We start from the raw sequence: 17498 nt of genomic DNA on the forward strand, positions 1-17498 counted from the left end.
AGGAGGAGTCCCAAATGAAGATTACCAATCCCGTACTTAAAGGATTCAATCCCGATCCAAGTATTTGTAGAGCAGGAGAGGATTATTATATCGCTGTATCTACATTTGAGTGGTTTCCGGGAGTCCAGATACACCACTCAAAAGATTTAGTAAATTGGCACTTAGTTGCACATCCATTACAGAGAGTTTCACAATTAGACATGAAAGGAAACCCAAATTCAGGTGGAGTTTGGGCACCATGTTTAAGCTATAGTGATGGGAAGTTTTGGCTGATCTATACGGATGTTAAGGTAGTAGATGGCGCATGGAAAGATTGTCACAATTATTTAGTTACTTGTGAAACGATTAATGGTGATTGGAGTGAGCCGATTAAATTAAATAGCTCGGGGTTTGATGCTTCTTTGTTCCATGATACGGATGGAAAAAAGTATTTATTAAATATGTTATGGGATCACCGTATTGATCGGCACTCATTTGGAGGAATTGTTATACAGGAATATTCTGATAAAGAGCAAAAATTAATCGGTAAACCAAAAGTTATATTTGAAGGAACTGATAGAAAACTGACAGAAGCTCCGCATCTTTATCATATCGGGAACTATTATTATTTATTAACTGCAGAAGGAGGAACACGGTACGAACATGCTGCTACAATTGCTCGTTCTGCAAATATTGAGGGGCCATATGAAGTTCATCCCGATAATCCAATTTTAACGTCATGGCATGACCCAGGAAATCCATTGCAAAAATGTGGTCATGCATCCATTGTTCAAACACATACAGATGAGTGGTATTTAGCTCATTTAACGGGACGTCCTATTCATCCTGACGATGATTCAATTTTTCAGCAGAGAGGATACTGTCCTTTGGGCAGAGAAACAGCTATTCAAAAACTTTACTGGAAAGATGAATGGCCCTATGTAGTAGGTGGAAAAGAAGGAAGCTTGGAGGTAGATGCACCTTCTATACCCGAAACAATATTTGAAGCAACGTACCCGGAAGTTGATGAATTTGAGGATTCAACATTAAATATAAATTTTCAAACTTTAAGGATTCCATTCACGAATGAATTAGGTTCATTGACTCAAGCGCCAAATCATTTACGATTATTCGGTCATGAATCATTGACCTCGACATTTACTCAGGCATTTGTAGCCAGACGCTGGCAAAGTCTCCATTTTGAAGCCGAAACTGCTGTTGAGTTTTATCCGGAAAATTTTCAACAAGCCGCTGGGTTGGTGAATTACTACAATACAGAGAACTGGACGGCTCTTCAAGTCACGCATGATGAAGAACTTGGGCGCATTCTTGAATTAACAATATGTGACAACTTTTCTTTTTCACAGCCATTAAATAATAAAATTGTTATTCCTCGTGAAGTAAAGTATGTATATTTAAGAGTAAATATTGAAAAGGACAAATATTATTATTTCTATTCTTTTAACAAAGAAGATTGGCACAAAATTGACATTGCACTGGAATCGAAAAAATTATCAGATGATTATATCCGTGGGGGAGGATTCTTCACAGGGGCCTTTGTAGGGATGCAATGCCAAGATACCAGTGGTAATCATATTCCGGCCGACTTTAGATATTTTCGTTATAAAGAAAAATAATTTGCACATGAAAAAGGAGATTTCTATTTTAGAACTCCTTTTTCATATGAGAAGGTGCCATGTCACTATTGCTTCAGAAATACTCCTAGAATAAAAAAACTCATCTTTAAAGATGAGCTGTCCATTCCATAAAAAATTACATTGTAATCATGTCCAGAAAATGATCAATCACAATGGAGGACATTCCTAATGCCGGTGCATTCTGTCCTAAGGAAGATGGCAATAATTCATAGCTATTGCCTAATTGGGAATAAACCCTTGATGATACTTCACTTCTCATTGAATTTAAAACCATAGGATGCGATTCAATTATGCTATTTCTTAAAATTACGGCTTGTGGGTTGAAAGTATTTAGAATATTGGTAAGGCCTATTCCTAAATAGAATCCAAAATTTTGTAATGCATTTAAGGTTCCGATATCATTCAGATGGGCGAGGTTTATGATATCTTGATAGGACAGTTTTTTCTCTTTGGTCTGAAGAGATTTTAATAAAGCCTTCTCTGAAGCATACAATTCCCAGCATCCTCGGTTTCCGCAACTGCATTTAGGACCATTAAAGTCTATTGTCATATGTCCCATTTCTCCAGAGAAGCCGCTTACTCCTCTATATAAATGATTGTTGATAATAACACCGATCCCTATTCCTGTGCTGATACTTACGTAAATAATGTTATCGTGATTTTTTGCAGCTCCAAATACTTTTTCTCCATATGCGCCAGCATTTGCCTCATTTTCAATAAAAACAGGCACATTGTACTTCTCTTGTATCGAAGATTTTAAGTCAATATCTCTCCAGTTGGAGTTCGGAGTGAAAACAATTTTTTGATCTTTATCAATGAGTCCAGGCACGCAAATACCTATACCAATAAGCCCGTACGGAGATTGGGGCATTTGCGTAATAAAGTGATGAATCATATCAATCAAAATGTCTTTCGTTATTTCTGGAGAATTGGATTCCAAATGGCGGTATTGATCAAGAACGATTGTTCCTTCAAGGTCTGTTAAAATGCCATTAATATAATCCACACCAACATCTATTCCAACGGAGTATCCTGCCTTTTTATTAAAAACAAGCATGACAGGTCTTCTTCCGCCACTTGATTGTCCTTGACCTATTTCAAATACCATACTTTCTTTCATTAACGTGTTTACCTGTGATGAGACAGTTGATTTATTTAATCCAGTCATTTCAGATAATTTTGCTCTTGAAATAGGTGAATTTTTAAGGATTTCTTTTAATAATAACTTTTGATTTACTTTTTTGACAAAGGTTTGATCAGCGATATCCACTTCATCCACTCCATTTGTTTAATCTTTAAATTAAGTATCAACATAGTACATAGCGAATCTTCCCTTTATTATATCTAATGTGTTCATAAAAAACTAAAAAAAATATTGAAAATACTGACGAGGTTATATAAGATGAAAATAAGTTAGTTTGTTTAAACAACAAACTAATAGGTGATGTACTTACTATATGAAATAAAATGCATCTGTATTTGAATGAATTTATTTTTAAGGGGGAAATCACATGGCTCAATCTCATTCCAGTTCAATCAACTATTTTGGAAGCGCAAACAAAGTGGTTTACGAAGGGAAAGATTCGACTAATCCTTTAGCATTTAAATATTATAATCCTCAAGAAGTAATCGGCGGAAAAACGCTGAAAGAGCATTTGCGATTTTCTATTGCCTATTGGCATACATTTACTGCTGATGGTACAGACGTTTTTGGAGCAGCTACGATGCAAAGACCATGGGATCACTATAAAGGCATGGATCTAGCGAAGATGAGAGTAGAAGCAGCATTTGAGATGTTTGAAAAACTAGATGCACCATTCTTTGCTTTTCATGACCGGGATATTGCACCAGAAGGCAGTACGCTAAAAGAGACAAACCAAAATTTAGATATGATCATGGGCATGATTAAAGATTACATGAGAAATAGCGGCGTTAAGCTATTATGGAATACAGCAAACATGTTTACGAATCCCCGTTTCGTCCATGGTGCCGCGACTTCTTGCAATGCAGATGTGTTTGCGTATGCTGCAGCACAAGTGAAAAAAGGGTTAGAAACAGCAAAAGAGCTTGGCGCTGAGAACTATGTATTTTGGGGCGGCCGTGAAGGATATGAAACATTGTTAAATACCGATTTAAAATTTGAGCTTGATAATTTGGCTAGATTTATGCATATGGCAGTGGATTATGCGAAGGAAATCGGGTACACAGGGCAGTTTTTGATTGAGCCAAAACCAAAAGAGCCGACCACCCATCAATACGATACAGATGCAGCAACAACCATTGCCTTTTTGAAGCAATATGGCTTAGACAATCATTTTAAATTAAATCTTGAAGCCAATCATGCCACATTAGCCGGGCATACATTCGAACATGAATTACGCATGGCAAGAGTACATGGTCTGCTTGGCTCTGTTGACGCAAACCAGGGTCATCCTCTTTTAGGCTGGGACACGGATGAATTTCCGACGGATTTATATTCTACGACATTAGCAATGTACGAAATCCTGCAAAATGGCGGCCTTGGAAGCGGCGGATTAAACTTTGACGCGAAGGTCAGAAGATCTTCTTTCGAGCCTGATGATCTAATATATGCCCATATTGCAGGGATGGATGCATTTGCAAGAGGATTGAAAGTTGCCCACAAATTAATCGAAGATCGTGTGTTTGAAGATGTGATTCAACATCGTTACCGCAGCTTTACTGAAGGGATTGGTCTTGAAATTATAGAAGGAAGAGCTAATTTCCACACACTTGAGCAATATGCGCTAAATCATAAATCAATTAAAAACGAATCTGGAAGACAGGAGAAATTAAAAGCGATATTGAACCAATACATTTTAGAAGTATAACAGGATAAGCTCCAGATCCTGCTATCAATACCAAGTCACTGAATTACCCGTCATGATTCCTTTCCTATTGCTTGTTGTTATGACGGGTAACTTCTATAATTAGGATTTATTTAGAGTGAATGGTTTTTTAAAAGGGCAAGGAGTGAAAAAATGAAGTATGTCATTGGAATAGATCTTGGAACGAGTGCTGTTAAAACCATTTTAGTTAACCAAAACGGCAAGGTTTGTGCAGAAACGTCCAAAAGGTATCCGCTCATCCAAGAGAAGGCGGGATATAGTGAGCAAAATCCTGAAGACTGGGTTCAGCAAACAATTGAAGCATTGGCTGAATTGGTTTCTATATCCAATGTTCAAGCCAAGGATATTGACGGGATAAGCTATTCGGGACAAATGCATGGATTAGTACTGCTTGACCAAGATCGTCAGGTGTTACGTAATGCAATTCTTTGGAATGATACCAGAACAACGCCTCAATGTATAAGGATGACCGAGAAATTTGGCGATCATCTTCTTGACATCACAAAAAACCGTGTTTTAGAAGGGTTTACATTACCTAAAATGTTATGGGTAAAGGAACATGAACCTGAACTTTTTAAAAAAACTGCTGTGTTTTTGCTTCCGAAAGACTACGTGCGATTCCGTATGACCGGTGTCATTCACACCGAATACTCCGATGCAGCAGGAACTTTACTTTTACATATTACTCGCAAGGAGTGGAGCAATGATATTTGCAATCAAATTGGTATTTCTGCAGATATTTGTCCTCCGCTTGTTGAATCTCATGATTGTGTAGGATCGCTGCTTCCGCACGTTGCCGCGAAGACCGGGCTATTAGAAAAAACAAAAGTGTACGCTGGGGGAGCAGATAATGCTTGCGGCGCTATTGGAGCAGGTATCCTTTCTTCCGGAAAAACATTATGCAGTATTGGGACGTCAGGGGTCATACTTTCCTACGAAGAAGAAAAAGAAAGAGACTTTAAAGGGAAAGTCCACTTTTTTAATCATGGAAAAAAGGATTCTTTTTATACGATGGGCGTCACGCTCGCTGCAGGATACAGCTTGGACTGGTTTAAAAGAACGTTTGCACCAAACGAATCGTTTGAGCAATTATTGCAGGGGGTGGAAGCTATTCCGATAGGAGCCAATGGACTGCTATACACTCCTTATTTGGTTGGTGAAAGAACGCCGCATGCTGATTCTTCTATTCGGGGAAGCTTGATCGGAATGGATGGAGCCCATAATAGAAAGCATTTTTTGAGGGCAATAATGGAAGGTATCACATTCTCTTTACATGAATCAATTGAGCTATTCCGCGAAGCGGGAAAATCAGTTCATACTGTTGTTTCTATTGGTGGGGGAGCTAAAAATGATACGTGGCTGCAAATGCAAGCTGATATTTTCAATACGAGGGTAATTAAGTTAGAAAATGAACAAGGGCCAGCTATGGGGGCTGCAATGCTGGCTGCCTTTGGAAGCGGTTGGTTTGAATCACTTGAAGAATGTGCAGAGCAGTTCATTCGTGAGGCTGCTGCATTTTATCCAAAGGCGCAAAATGTTCAAAAATATAAAACACTATTTGATTTGTATAAGAACATTTACACTCACACAAAGGATCTCAATACAGCTTTGAAGAGCTTTCGAAAAAACTAATGATGTTATTGTCTGGAGATCAACCGAAGAACAATTAATGATCAATCATCATCAAAGGCCTTTGATAACATGGCTGCCTTCTTTTGAAAAGATGGTGAGAATAAGGTATCGCAACCTTTAAACAGTATTGGAGTATCCAGCAGACAAAACGAACGAGTGGAACCGTATTTTGTCAGCGAACACTTCAAGAAGTGGGGAAGCTTAGGAATGCCAATGGGTAAGATGTATGAAACCGCGCTAACGACGGTAGAGGGATCTCTTGATTTATGAAGAAATAGGAAGGATGTTAACACACAAATAACCCCTCACATTGACGTGAAGGGGTGTTTTTTATTGTTACTATACAGCGGAAATTTTACAGGCTAGTTGCATGATTTTAGCTTGTTAAGCAGAATGGAACTAGACTCTCCATCATCTCTTTCTCATTCTTTGGAAACTGCATTCTGCTAGGTTTGCTGCTTTTTTTAACAAACAGTGTTTTTCTATTTCACACAGCCATTAAATCCTCTGTTCGTCACATAACCGCTCTTACTCCAAATTGACAGTTTATCTGATTTTGCTTCTTGCTCATCTAGTCTGAATTGGTCTATGTATTTTGTGTTAGGCTCATATACATATGCTACTCTGGCCAATCCCTCTTTCAATAATGTCTCTTGAACAGATTTGCCGTCAACATAAACGTATGCTAACAGTCTTCCATACTTATCTCTGCGATCGCCTTTATCAAATTCCAGCTGTAGCTTACCGCTGTTGACCAATTCTTTATTTCGTTTCGACGCATCCTCACCGTATGGTTGAACACAAGAATTTGGTTTCTTCGTCTCAGGTGTATCAACGAGCAAGTAGCGAACTGTGTCTTTCTTTCCGTTGTAAATAACCTTAATCGTATCTCCATCTATTGCTCTATCTAATGTAACATTGACCAATTTCTTCTGATTTTTTGAATGAGGCGTGCCAGCCTTTTGTTCTGTCTGATTATATTCATTAGAGTGAGTATCTTGAGAGACTTGCTCCGTCCCATTAGAATCTGAATGGTTTTTGGCTGCGTGATTTGATCCGCAAGCTGCCAAAGTAATACTTAAAACGATTGCGATCATACTGATCAAAATCTTCTTCATATTGATTCCCTCTTTATCATTTTCTCTTTTCGCGATTAAACATCATCATTATAACGATATGGACATTTTTTGTGAATGGAAAACTTCAAGGGAACTTATAACACTCCAAATTGCCAATAGTTAACTTCACAACGAGATGATCAAAACATCACCATCACATAGCGGAAATAAATAATCCTGAAAATAATATTGACTGAAAATGCTTTTAGAATTATGATAATATGAGAAATGACAATAATGTGACAAAGACATTACTACAACATAACAACTAATAGCTTAGGTTTATTCTATTGGTTAAAAATGTAAACGGTTACAAATCCAGAGGCGAAAATCTAAGATAGAGATGACTTTAGTTTTGACTCAATATCCACACTGAAAGAGCTTATTAAGTATTCTTAAAGGCAGGGGAAATGGATATGAATGAACATCGAAATCGAAGGTTGAAATTAATAATGATTTCAGCAACTTTTGGAGGGCTTCTCTTTGGATATGACACCGGAGTTATAAATGGAGCTTTACCTTTTATGGCAAGGCCAGATCAGCTTGATTTAACACCTGTTACAGAAGGGCTTGTTACGAGTATTCTTTTATTAGGTGCCGCGTTTGGAGCGTTGTTATGCGGAAGATTGGCTGATCGATATGGCCGCCGTAAAATGATCCTTAATCTTTCCTTTTTATTTTTCCTGGCATCACTGGGAACAGCGTTAGCACCTAATGTTTTCATCATGGCGGTCTTTCGTTTTTTACTGGGGCTGGCTGTTGGAGGAGCCTCGGCGATGGTGCCGGCCTTTTTAGCAGAAATGGCACCGCATGAAAAGAGAGGGCGTATGGTAACCCAAAATGAACTAATGATTGTTGGCGGGCAATTTTTAGCATATGTTTTTAATGCGATCCTCGGTGTAACAATGGCAAATACGGGACATGTTTGGAGATACATGCTAGTCATTTGTGCTGTACCGGCTATCATGTTATTTGCCAGTATGCTTAAGGTACCAGAAAGCCCCCGATGGCTAATCTCCAAAGGCAAAAACAGTGAGGCGCTGCGAGTTCTTAAACAAATTCGAGAAGATAAACGTGCAGAAGCTGAATGTAGAGAAATTCAAGAAGCGGTAGAAAAAGATACAGCACTAGAAAAGGCATCACTCAAGGACTTTTCTACACCATGGCTGCGCCGTCTTTTATGGATTGGAATCGGTGTTGCCATCGTGAATCAAATTACAGGTGTGAACTCGATTATGTATTATGGCACACAAATCCTTAAAGAATCTGGTTTTGGTACAAAAGCGGCTTTAATCGCTAATATTGGAAATGGGCTGATATCAGTTATTGCAGTTATATTTGGGATTTGGCTGGTCGGAAAAGTGAGACGGCGTCCAATATTATTGATTGGTTTGGCAGGGACGACTACAGCGCTCCTATTGATTGCGATTTTCTCAATTGTGCTTGATGGATCTATGGCACTTCCTTATGTAGTGCTTTCTTTGACCGTTTTATTTCTTGCCTTTATGCAAGGGTGTGTAGGACCTGTGACTTGGCTTGTCATAGCGGAAATATTCCCTCAAAGGTTAAGAGGACTTGGTTCTGGGATAAGTGTTTTTTTCCTTTGGATATTAAACTTTGTGATCGGTTTTGCTTTCCCGATCTTGCTTAGCTCTGTAGGTTTGTCTTTTACATTCTTTATATTTGTGGCTTTAGGTGTATTGGCAATCGGTTTTGTGTACAAATTCATGCCGGAAACAAAAGGGCGTACACTTGAAGAATTAGAAGAGCATTTTCGTTCTCGACACGATCATAATACTCCTGAACAATCAGTTATTGAGGTATAAATATGTTGAAAATCTCTCTTCTTATAGGAGGGATTTTTTTAGTTTCAGAAAAAACAAAATCCCTCTGGTAGAGGGATTTTGATTCAGCATTTTAAGATGTTCTACACGTATAATACTGGAGTTGATACTTTAAAAATCTCGCCATCTCTTATATAAAAACGAGGGATGCGGCGGCTTAATGTAGACACGACTTCATAGTTAATCGTATTGAGCATTTCAGCCACTTCATCAACGGAAATCTCGGCTCCTTTTTGCTTACCGTAAATCACGACTTCATCTCCTTGTTTACCTTCACCGTTTTCTCCTAAACTGACCATGATCATATCCATTGTTACTCTTCCCGCCACTGGCACTCGTTTTCCGCGATGAAGAACAAACCCGCGATTGGAAAGGGCACGAGAATAGCCGTCAGCATAGCCAATCGGGAGTGTAGCAATTACTTCATTAGGTTCTGCGATGTATGTAGCACCATAGCTAACGGTTCGGGGTTCTGTCCGCATGGTTTTCACATAAGCGATGCGTGCCTTTAAACTTAACGCAGGTTCAAGCTTAACGAGATTTAGTTGTTTAATATAGGCTGAAGGATATAAACCATATAAGCCGATACCTAAACGGATCATATCAGCGCTAAATTCCGGAAATGCGATAGCTGCAGCCGTGTTGCACATATGCACGGTGGGCAGCTCAATCCCCTGTTTTTTTAAAAAGCTGAGAAAACTGATGAATTTTTCATGCTGCAGCTTTGTGAGTGTTGTGTCCGGTTCATCAGCTGTCGAAAAATGTGTGAAAATCCCTGTCCATCTGAGGAATTTACTTGCCTTTAAGGCTTTCACTACCTCTAAAAGTTCTTCCTTTGTGCGTACACCTAATCGTCCCATGCCGGTATCCACGTTAATATGAATGGCCAGCCGGTTAGCACTCGCTTCTTTTTCCAATATCTCGTTTGCTTCTTTCATCCAATCAACCTGAAATGCTGATAATGTTATATTCCAAGCTGCTGACTTCTTTACACAACTAAGGGATGTAAAACCAAGCACAAGGATAGGTGCTGTAATCCCAGCTTTACGTAAAACGATTCCTTCCTCCACACTGGCAACAGCGAGCTCACTCGCCCCGTGTTCCAGTGCATGGCGTGCCACTTCTATAGACCCGTGGCCATAACCGTTCGCTTTTACAACAGCCATAATTTTGCTCTTATGTGGAATATGACGGCGGATCGCTCGCAAATTCTTTTTAACGGCATCAAGATTGACTTCGATCCAAACTTCTCGGCAAAGCTTTATCATCAACGCTTCCTTCCTTCTTATGGATTATAAATACCACCTATTGCCGCAAGAATAAATGTTAATTGTTGGATGATTCGATCTTATTTTATTCAACTTTATTTGAAATCATTCAACAGCAAATCCATGTGATACGAGAAGGTGCCTATCAATGTTCGAATAATAGCAAGTACGGGATACATGAGGCTTGTAAGTGGGGTGTTAATGGATGCGGCGACCGAGGATTACAAAAATGATTATTTGTTTTGGGACATTTTTTTCTAAGGGTAGATGATAACGAGAAATCTAATCAGGAAATACTTACCGTTGTTATGAACATTGAAGAACCTTTTAAATGAGAAGGGCTGAGGAAATTCTGTAAAAGATAATCGGTTGAAAAGGCAGTCGATTCCTTGTTCCATAAACCTAACATCAGAGTATATAATTATACTCGTATTCACAAAAATCGTTTAAGTAAGGGGTATACATGAATAGGGGAGTTAGTTTTCAAATACCGAATGAATATGGAAATTTTCTATGGAGAATACTGCAGCCGGTAGAAATAGCTAATTATAGGTGGCAAACGAGTGGGGAATCTTATTTTGTTGTAGAAGGAGAGCTCGATGATGAGGAGCTTTTTCATGACTACGAAATTGTTGAGGGGGCAGTTTTTGAGCAACAATTAAAAACGAATCAGTACTATACCATTTTCGTTGAACTGAAAGCATTTCCATATGGAAAAATGGTTAATCAAGTCAATACATATGAAGAGTTTGCTGACAGTGATTGCGAACTTGTCCTTTTGATAGCAGATAATAGCTACGTTTCGATTTACTGTAAAAACAAAAATATCATTGAAAAACTTTACTTCAATGCTTTACAGCATGATTTTGAAGACGTTCAATTTATAACTGATGAAAATGACACAAGAACAAGCCTTACTGTATGATACTCAATAAAAATTAAAGGAGCTAGTACATGACAATGCAAATTAAAATCAAGTATCTAGATGAAACACAAACAAGAATCAGCAAAATTGAGCAGGGAGACTGGATTGATCTTCGGGCAGCTGAAGATGTAACAATCAAAAAAGATGAATTTAAGCTTGTCCCATTAGGTGTTGCAATGGAGCTGCCTGAAGGTTACGAAGCACATGTCGTCCCTCGTTCAAGTACATATAAGAACTTTGGCGTTATTCAAACAAATTCAATGGGTGTTATCGATGAGTCATATAAGGGAGACAACGATTTCTGGTTCTTTCCTGCTTATGCATTGCGTGATACTGAAATTAAGAAGGGTGATCGTATCTGCCAGTTTAGAATCATGAAGAAAATGCCGGCGGTTGAATTGGTTGAAGTCGAGCATTTGGGAAACGAGGATAGAGGAGGACTCGGTTCAACAGGTACGAAGTAAACAAAATAAATCCTTGGCTGTCTTCATGCTGTGTGATTGATCAATGGAGGTTTCAGCCAAGGTACATATAAATATTATGTATAAAATGAATATTTTAATACGAAGGATTTAATTAAAAACAAAGTTTAAAAAGGGAAGTTTTGAAAAAGTGAAATAGTAATAACTAAAGTCGATAAAGAACCTAAAGATGTCAAAGAAACAATTTTTCTGGTGCTTTGCTTTTTTGAAGGTTTACTTAGCTCGTGGATAACTGCCCCCCATAAAAGCATGGATGCTAAAATTATAATACTTATATACATAAAGATGCTCCTTTTATTATATTTACAGTTTTTACATTTTTATCGATTTTACCACATTTAGGATTGAGTTGTCGATGAAACAAGCATCTCTATAAAGAAATACTTTTATCTAAATTTTTATAAATAGGGGAAGGCAACTAAAAACTAGTAATGCCACTAATAATAAGCCAAGTTAAATGACTTGTGTTCATTAATAATTGAATTTTACAGCAGCCATGAGCACAAAAAAATCTGAGTTCGTCGATAAATATCATAAAAAAGCCCCCGGTATGTCGCCAGGGAATAAATAGACGTTTAAGAGATTTAGTGATGTTTTTTATATGATTCGACAAAATCATAATAATGATCATCGTCATCATAATACTTTTTTTCGTAATGATAATCGTGATCATCGTAATACTTTTTATCATGGTCATCATACTTTTTGTCGTAATCATAATGTTTTTTATCATGATCATAATACTTGTCGCAATCATAATGCTTCTTATCATTGTCGTAATACTTTTTGTAATATGTTTTTTTCCAAGTATAATACTCTTCTTTATATTTTTTATAATAACCCAATTAAATTCCTCCTTTATGTTATTCGAATTTAATTTATGAAGTTTAAATGATATGGTATGGTCAAATGAAATAAGAATAGTAAAAAGAGGCTGTTTAAAACACTTTCTGAAAAACAAAACGGATAGCTGTTTATGAAAATAAGAGCGAGAGAGAGCACTCAATCACTGTAAAATAATAGTAAAGTGTATAGAGAGATTAGTATACGTAAAAAGGGACTTTCTCATTGAAGAATATTTGAACGTTATGGTTAAGATTCAAGAGCTCTATGATGTGATTTTTCACACTGCTTTTGAAGGATTTAGAGTTAGACATCAAAAACAAACAGCAAAACCGGCTAGAAACAGATCATATAAGGAATGAACCGCTGCCAAATATCATAAAAAAGTTGTTAATGATCAAATGAATGAAATTAGAGAGAATTTATTTTAAAGAAAGCCCAATTGCACATGGACAAATGACAATTGATATTGAGGTAAAATACAATGCATTAAATCAGAAAAAGCTATTGGAGGATTTAATGTGTTTAGACAATTTCCAATTTGGTATACACAAACACCTGACTATTTGAATTTTTATGTACCGCAATATCAAACCATTTCGTATAATCCTCAACAATGTTATCAACGGTGTATGTACCAAACTGGCGGTAACTATGAGCTATGTGACAGACTATGTTATGGAGAAATACAGGTGTAAAAGAGGGGGATTAACTCCTCTTTAAACACACAGTGAGTGGAATAAGATCCTCACTTTATCTGCAAGTGCTTAGTATTTGCGATAATATTGCATTCGTAATAAATTATGCTTAGCAACTGAAAATGAAAGAAGGATATGAATAGTCATGACGCAATTCGATAAACAATACAATTCAATTATAAAGGATATTATCAATAATGGAATCTCAGACGAAGAGTTTGATGTAAGAACCAAGTGGGACTCAGATGGAACACCGGCACATACTCTAAGTGTAATCAGTAAGCAAATGAGATTCGACAACTCAGAGGTTCCGATTTTAACGACAAAAAAGGTTGCCTGGAAAACAGCCATTAAAGAGTTGCTCTGGATTTGGCAGCTGAAATCTAATGATGTTAATGATTTAAACATGATGGGCGTCCATATTTGGGATCAGTGGAAACAAGAAGACGGAACCATCGGACATGCATATGGATTTCAGCTGGGGAAGAAAAACAGAAGTCTAAATGGAGAAAAAGTGGATCAGGTAGACTATCTTCTTCATCAATTGAAGAACAATCCATCTTCACGCAGACACATTACAATGCTGTGGAATCCTGATGAATTAGACGCAATGGCCTTAACGCCATGTGTATACGAGACACAATGGTACGTTAAACATGGGAAACTCCACCTTGAGGTAAGAGCACGGAGCAATGATATGGCATTGGGAAATCCATTCAATGTATTCCAGTATAATGTGTTGCAGCGCATGATTGCTCAAGTGACTGGTTATGAGCTTGGTGAATATATCTTTAACATTGGGGATTGCCATGTGTACACACGTCATATAGACAATTTGAAAATTCAAATGGAAAGAGAACAGTTTGAAGCACCTGAACTATGGATCAATCCTGAAGTGAAAGATTTTTATGACTTTACCATTGATGATTTCAAGTTAATCAACTATAAACATGGGGACAAGCTTTTATTTGAGGTAGCGGTTTAATGCTGCCTTTTTATTGTGCAGTGAATAGATAGCAGGTATCCTAATTTCATTAAGCAATCTGGAAGATGAATAAAAATTGAAGGACAAACACGTATAATACATAAAAAAGATTAACTCTACAGTTAATCTTTTTTATTCAGAAGAAAATATCCTAACTTTGAAACTAAATACAAAGTAAAAGCAATCATTACAGTTCTAGATATTACAATTCCATGAATAGCTAGATCATATCCAGCAGGTATCAACGCATTTGTATTACACATAAAATATATAGATATTAGAAGTGCTACAATAACTAAAATCATTCCAAAAAGACTTGTTTTTTCATATTTCATACCAATTTCCACCCTTATTAAAGTTAGGTTTAAACAAAAGAGCTGAAGAAACGAACTATGACCAGTATGCTCCAAGGAAAACCGCCAGACAATGCTGGCGGCTTTTTGCTGCTTCGTTTATTTATTAACAGAGATCGTAACGTTATTTCCTGCAACTGAAACCTTTGCGAAATCCTGTGTATCTACCACAGGAGTGACGGCTTTATTGTCGATAGTGATGTTGTTAAAAGAGGTCGAAAAGGTTGCTTTGATCGCATCACGCTGGCTTTCATACGAAACAGCCGCGGTAGCAAGTGTTTTCCATTTTGAAATCGTGCCGATGTTGGTTCCTTGAATTTCTGTGATAATCCGTCCGGTGTAGCCGTCATTGTTCGTTCCCCAAAGGGTCATGCGCGTATTGCCGCTTAAATTTTTATAGATTGTCATTTGGACTGTGCTTCCAGGGCGGAAGCCTTTATTGTATGTGAATTTGTCTTTTCCTTCGATGTACGTTTCTTCATTTTTGGACCCAACCTTCATGAGGGGCTTCCAGACGTTGTATTGTTTGCTGTACTGAAGCCCGATATCGGCTTCAGTTCCGCTTGTTGCCCTAAAGCCAGAATAAATATAGGGAGTAGAGACCGAGTCGTTGTTTTTGACAGTTTCAGGAAGCACGATTTTAGCTGTAAAAACGGCGCCCGTACTGTTCAGGTAGACACGGCCGCCGATTCCGTTAGGCAGCTCGGATGCTGCTTTTGCGACTTGAGCGTCTGCCGCGGGTAAACCTGGTATACCTGATGAAAGGGTTCCGAAAAGAACTGCTGTTCCTACTGCACCTGCAATCAATACTTTTTTCACCAAAATTCCCCCTTTTGATAGTGGTTTCGCCATTTATTATACCTTATTTTGGAACTGGATTTACGTATATAAATCGACAAAATATTTCATTTTGAATGATGTAAGGTCGAAACGCTTCGCCAATCTGAAAGCTATATACCTTTATCAGAGGAAAGAATGAGATCACATTCGTTTTAACCGATTTGAAATTTTCCTCAAAATAAAAGTACAAATGCTTAAAGAAACGATTATTAAAAGAATGCCCGCTATCGTTTCCAAGCCTGTAAAAAAGAGGTGACGTTTCATCAATGTCTGTCCTTGTAAAATGATAAAAGCACAGATACCGACTAAGAAAAGAAAACAAATACTTAGGATTGCTAACGCTTTACGTGAGTATGTTTTCATTTCATCTTTAAAATACAGCAATACGAAAATAAAGCAGATAACATTGGCTATTGTTCTAATCACCTCAAAGCTTTTCATGACAACTGATATAAATAGACAAAGTAAAATGAGATAAAATACGATGTTTCTATACAAAAAACCTCTCCTTTTATGTAGGATCCTCAAAGAGTTTATAAAAGTTTCTTTGTAACTGCAATAAATTGAATGCGCTCACTTATGAACTAACTAAACTATGTACTAAATATTCACTATTCTTTTTCAGATTCAGTCACCAAGGTTTTCATAGAAAGGGAAGCTTCAGAAATATACATATAGTGCACAAACAAAAAAGACCCGGCAATAGCCGGGGGAAAGTAAAAACGAGGAGATGTTAATGGCGTTTAGTAGTGTTTTTTATGCTTTTTATACTCTACAACATAATCATAGTCTTTTTTATCGTGATCATAATATTTTTTATCATAGTCATCATATTTTTTGTCGTAATCACAGTCATAATCTTTTTTATCATATTCGTAATACTTCTTATAATACGTTTTTTTGACCGTATAATACTCTTCTTTGTATTTTTTGTAATAACCCATATATACTCCTCCTTTATTTTTACTACGCTTTATTATACGGCGAGTAGATTTTGCGGCTTGGACAGTTAAAATCATAGAAGGAAAAAAGGGCTGTCCAAATGATAGAAAAAGACAGATGACACAAAAACAAATCAAAATAAAGAGCCGATTTTTCATCGGCCCAAACGATTTATCCTACATTTGTTTGTCTTCTTTGTTTTCTGAGTCATTTTTTCTGATATCCTGAGTCAGTCCGCTTGTTGCTTGTTTAAATTCTGATAAGGCTTTTCCTGCTGCACGGCCAAGCGCCGGCAGTTTATCAGGCCCAAATACTAAAAAACCCACAAACAAAATAACGAGTATTTTTGTGAAGCTTAATTCCATATCCTTTTCCCCCTGATTGAAGTACAACCTTTTAAACAAATTATAAGAGATAGCAGTACAAATGGGAATGCATTTATTTTGAACATTTTAAAACCAGCACAAAGACGGATTCATAAAACGGCTGCTGCTGAATATAATGTCCAATGCCACCTGCCTAAGAAGCAGGAGGCAGGCTGGATCAATTATGTAGCTCTGCCGGAAATGATACAAACGTAGCGGCTATCATTGACATAGAGGAGTGGTGTAGCTGATGAGATTCACTAAGGTAGTTGGATTTTTGTCTGTTTTAGGGTTGGCTGCGGTTTTTCCATTAACGGCACAAGCAGAAAAAGCCGGAACTGCGGGGGCTGGAGAGTGGGATAAGTTGGGGACTTACACATATACTTACTCAAGTCCGACGGTATACTCGACCGGAGGAGATTTTAGAGTGTGCCTTTCAGGAAGCACTCCTTTTTCTGTTTCACTGCACTTATATGAGGATGATCCCGGTGACAATCCTGATGATTATGTAGGGGCAAACTATTTTTCACCCGGAGAATGCCACACCTTTGGCAGTATTGGAAAATTTGTAGATGGGAGCAATAACAAGGCCGAGTTCTTTGTTACCGATTACTCTGGTAAATCTAAAACTGTTACGTTTTATGATTGATGGACTCAAATTGTGAAGTATAACCCTTGGAAAAAAACAAAAAAGAGAGA

Annotated in this window: 19 protein-coding genes and 1 pseudogene; 11 read left to right on the plus strand and 9 right to left on the minus strand. The window is 37.5% G+C overall.

Going from position 1 to position 17498, the window contains the following annotated elements:
- The first annotated feature begins 14 nt into the window (after nt 1-14).
- Nucleotides 15-1616, plus strand: a complete 1602-nt coding sequence (xynB, locus tag NST22_RS09680) for a xylan 1,4-beta-xylosidase (RefSeq protein ID WP_003245202.1) — start codon at nt 15-17, stop codon at nt 1614-1616.
- Nucleotides 1617-1752: 136 nt separating this feature from the next.
- On the opposite strand, the gene NST22_RS09685 is transcribed toward xynB, so the two are convergent.
- On the minus strand, nt 1753-2907 hold the full coding sequence (locus NST22_RS09685) for a xylose repressor (protein ID WP_003244935.1): 1155 nt from the start codon (nt 2905-2907) through the stop codon (nt 1753-1755).
- Nucleotides 2908-3148: 241 nt separating this feature from the next.
- Here NST22_RS09685 and xylA point away from each other — a divergent pair, with 241 nt between their 5' ends.
- From xylA to NST22_RS09700, 3 genes and pseudogenes are all read left to right on the plus strand, one after another.
- Nucleotides 3149-4486, plus strand: a complete 1338-nt coding sequence (gene xylA / locus NST22_RS09690; RefSeq protein ID WP_003245235.1) for a xylose isomerase — start codon at nt 3149-3151, stop codon at nt 4484-4486.
- 150 nt (nt 4487-4636) lie between these two features.
- On the plus strand, nt 4637-6136 hold the full coding sequence (xylB, locus tag NST22_RS09695) for a xylulokinase (protein ID WP_003245233.1): 1500 nt from the start codon (nt 4637-4639) through the stop codon (nt 6134-6136).
- Between the two features lie 104 nt (nt 6137-6240).
- Nucleotides 6241-6406 (plus strand): annotated as a pseudogene (locus NST22_RS09700) (glycoside hydrolase family 11 protein); the annotation flags it as partial.
- 212 nt (nt 6407-6618) lie between these two features.
- Here the strand turns inward: NST22_RS09700 and yncB are convergent.
- A complete protein-coding gene (gene yncB / locus NST22_RS09705; protein ID WP_003245469.1) occupies nt 6619-7254 on the minus strand; it encodes an endonuclease YncB in 636 nt (211 codons plus the stop codon).
- 410 nt (nt 7255-7664) lie between these two features.
- Here yncB and NST22_RS09710 point away from each other — a divergent pair, with 410 nt between their 5' ends.
- Nucleotides 7665-9080, plus strand: a complete 1416-nt coding sequence (locus tag NST22_RS09710) for a sugar porter family MFS transporter (protein ID WP_010886516.1) — start codon at nt 7665-7667, stop codon at nt 9078-9080.
- A gap of 101 nt (nt 9081-9181) precedes the next feature.
- Here the strand turns inward: NST22_RS09710 and alr are convergent, their stop codons facing one another.
- On the minus strand, nt 9182-10366 hold the full coding sequence (alr, locus tag NST22_RS09715) for an alanine racemase (RefSeq protein WP_003244881.1): 1185 nt from the start codon (nt 10364-10366) through the stop codon (nt 9182-9184).
- A gap of 463 nt (nt 10367-10829) precedes the next feature.
- Here alr and NST22_RS09720 point away from each other — a divergent pair, with 463 nt between their 5' ends.
- Complete coding sequence (locus tag NST22_RS09720) at nt 10830-11291, plus strand: DUF2691 family protein (protein ID WP_003245293.1); 462 nt, start codon at nt 10830-10832, stop codon at nt 11289-11291.
- A gap of 29 nt (nt 11292-11320) precedes the next feature.
- Nucleotides 11321-11755, plus strand: a complete 435-nt coding sequence (dutA, locus tag NST22_RS09725) for a dUTP diphosphatase DutA (RefSeq protein WP_003245820.1) — start codon at nt 11321-11323, stop codon at nt 11753-11755.
- Nucleotides 11756-12357: 602 nt separating this feature from the next.
- On the opposite strand, the gene cotU is transcribed toward dutA, so the two are convergent.
- Nucleotides 12358-12618, minus strand: a complete 261-nt coding sequence (gene cotU / locus NST22_RS09730; protein ID WP_003231648.1) for a spore coat protein CotU — start codon at nt 12616-12618, stop codon at nt 12358-12360.
- 403 nt (nt 12619-13021) lie between these two features.
- Here cotU and NST22_RS09735 point away from each other — a divergent pair, with 403 nt between their 5' ends.
- Together NST22_RS09735 and NST22_RS09740 are read left to right on the plus strand one after the other, a co-directional pair.
- A complete protein-coding gene (locus tag NST22_RS09735; RefSeq protein ID WP_003231643.1) occupies nt 13022-13186 on the plus strand; it encodes a hypothetical protein in 165 nt (54 codons plus the stop codon).
- Between the two features lie 273 nt (nt 13187-13459).
- Nucleotides 13460-14299, plus strand: a complete 840-nt coding sequence (locus NST22_RS09740; RefSeq protein WP_003244896.1) for a thymidylate synthase — start codon at nt 13460-13462, stop codon at nt 14297-14299.
- Between the two features lie 122 nt (nt 14300-14421).
- On the opposite strand, the gene NST22_RS09745 is transcribed toward NST22_RS09740, so the two are convergent.
- The 5 genes from NST22_RS09745 to tatAC all read right to left on the minus strand — a co-directional run bounded on the left by NST22_RS09745 (nt 14422) and on the right by tatAC (nt 16799).
- Nucleotides 14422-14709 carry a hypothetical protein gene (locus NST22_RS09745; RefSeq protein WP_119123060.1) on the minus strand — a complete coding sequence of 96 codons (288 nt, stop codon included), beginning with the start codon at nt 14707-14709 and terminating at the stop codon, nt 14422-14424.
- Between the two features lie 42 nt (nt 14710-14751).
- Nucleotides 14752-15474, minus strand: coding sequence for a YrpD family protein (locus NST22_RS09750; protein WP_023592782.1), 723 nt, complete (start codon nt 15472-15474; stop codon nt 14752-14754).
- 159 nt (nt 15475-15633) lie between these two features.
- Entirely contained in the window at nt 15634-15990 is a 357-nt protein-coding gene (locus NST22_RS09755) for a YoqO family protein (RefSeq protein WP_003245181.1), read from the minus strand.
- A gap of 245 nt (nt 15991-16235) precedes the next feature.
- The gene (locus NST22_RS09760; protein WP_003231636.1) at nt 16236-16436 is read right to left on the minus strand and encodes a spore coat protein CotC; all 201 of its coding nucleotides are present in this window, start codon (nt 16434-16436) and stop codon (nt 16236-16238) included.
- A 174-nt stretch (nt 16437-16610) separates the two neighbouring features.
- A complete protein-coding gene (gene tatAC / locus NST22_RS09765) occupies nt 16611-16799 on the minus strand; it encodes a twin-arginine translocase TatAC (RefSeq protein ID WP_003231634.1) in 189 nt (62 codons plus the stop codon).
- Between the two features lie 78 nt (nt 16800-16877).
- On the opposite strand from tatAC, the gene NST22_RS09770 reads away from it, so the two are divergent.
- Together NST22_RS09770 and NST22_RS09775 are read left to right on the plus strand one after the other, a co-directional pair.
- Complete coding sequence (locus NST22_RS09770; protein ID WP_003231629.1) at nt 16878-17015, plus strand: hypothetical protein; 138 nt, start codon at nt 16878-16880, stop codon at nt 17013-17015.
- Nucleotides 17016-17049: 34 nt separating this feature from the next.
- Complete coding sequence (locus tag NST22_RS09775; RefSeq protein WP_009967329.1) at nt 17050-17448, plus strand: hypothetical protein; 399 nt, start codon at nt 17050-17052, stop codon at nt 17446-17448.
- Nucleotides 17449-17498 lie beyond the last annotated feature (50 nt).

Source organism: Bacillus sp. PS237 (genome assembly GCF_037963345.1).
GTDB lineage: Bacteria > Bacillota > Bacilli > Bacillales > Bacillaceae > Bacillus > Bacillus subtilis.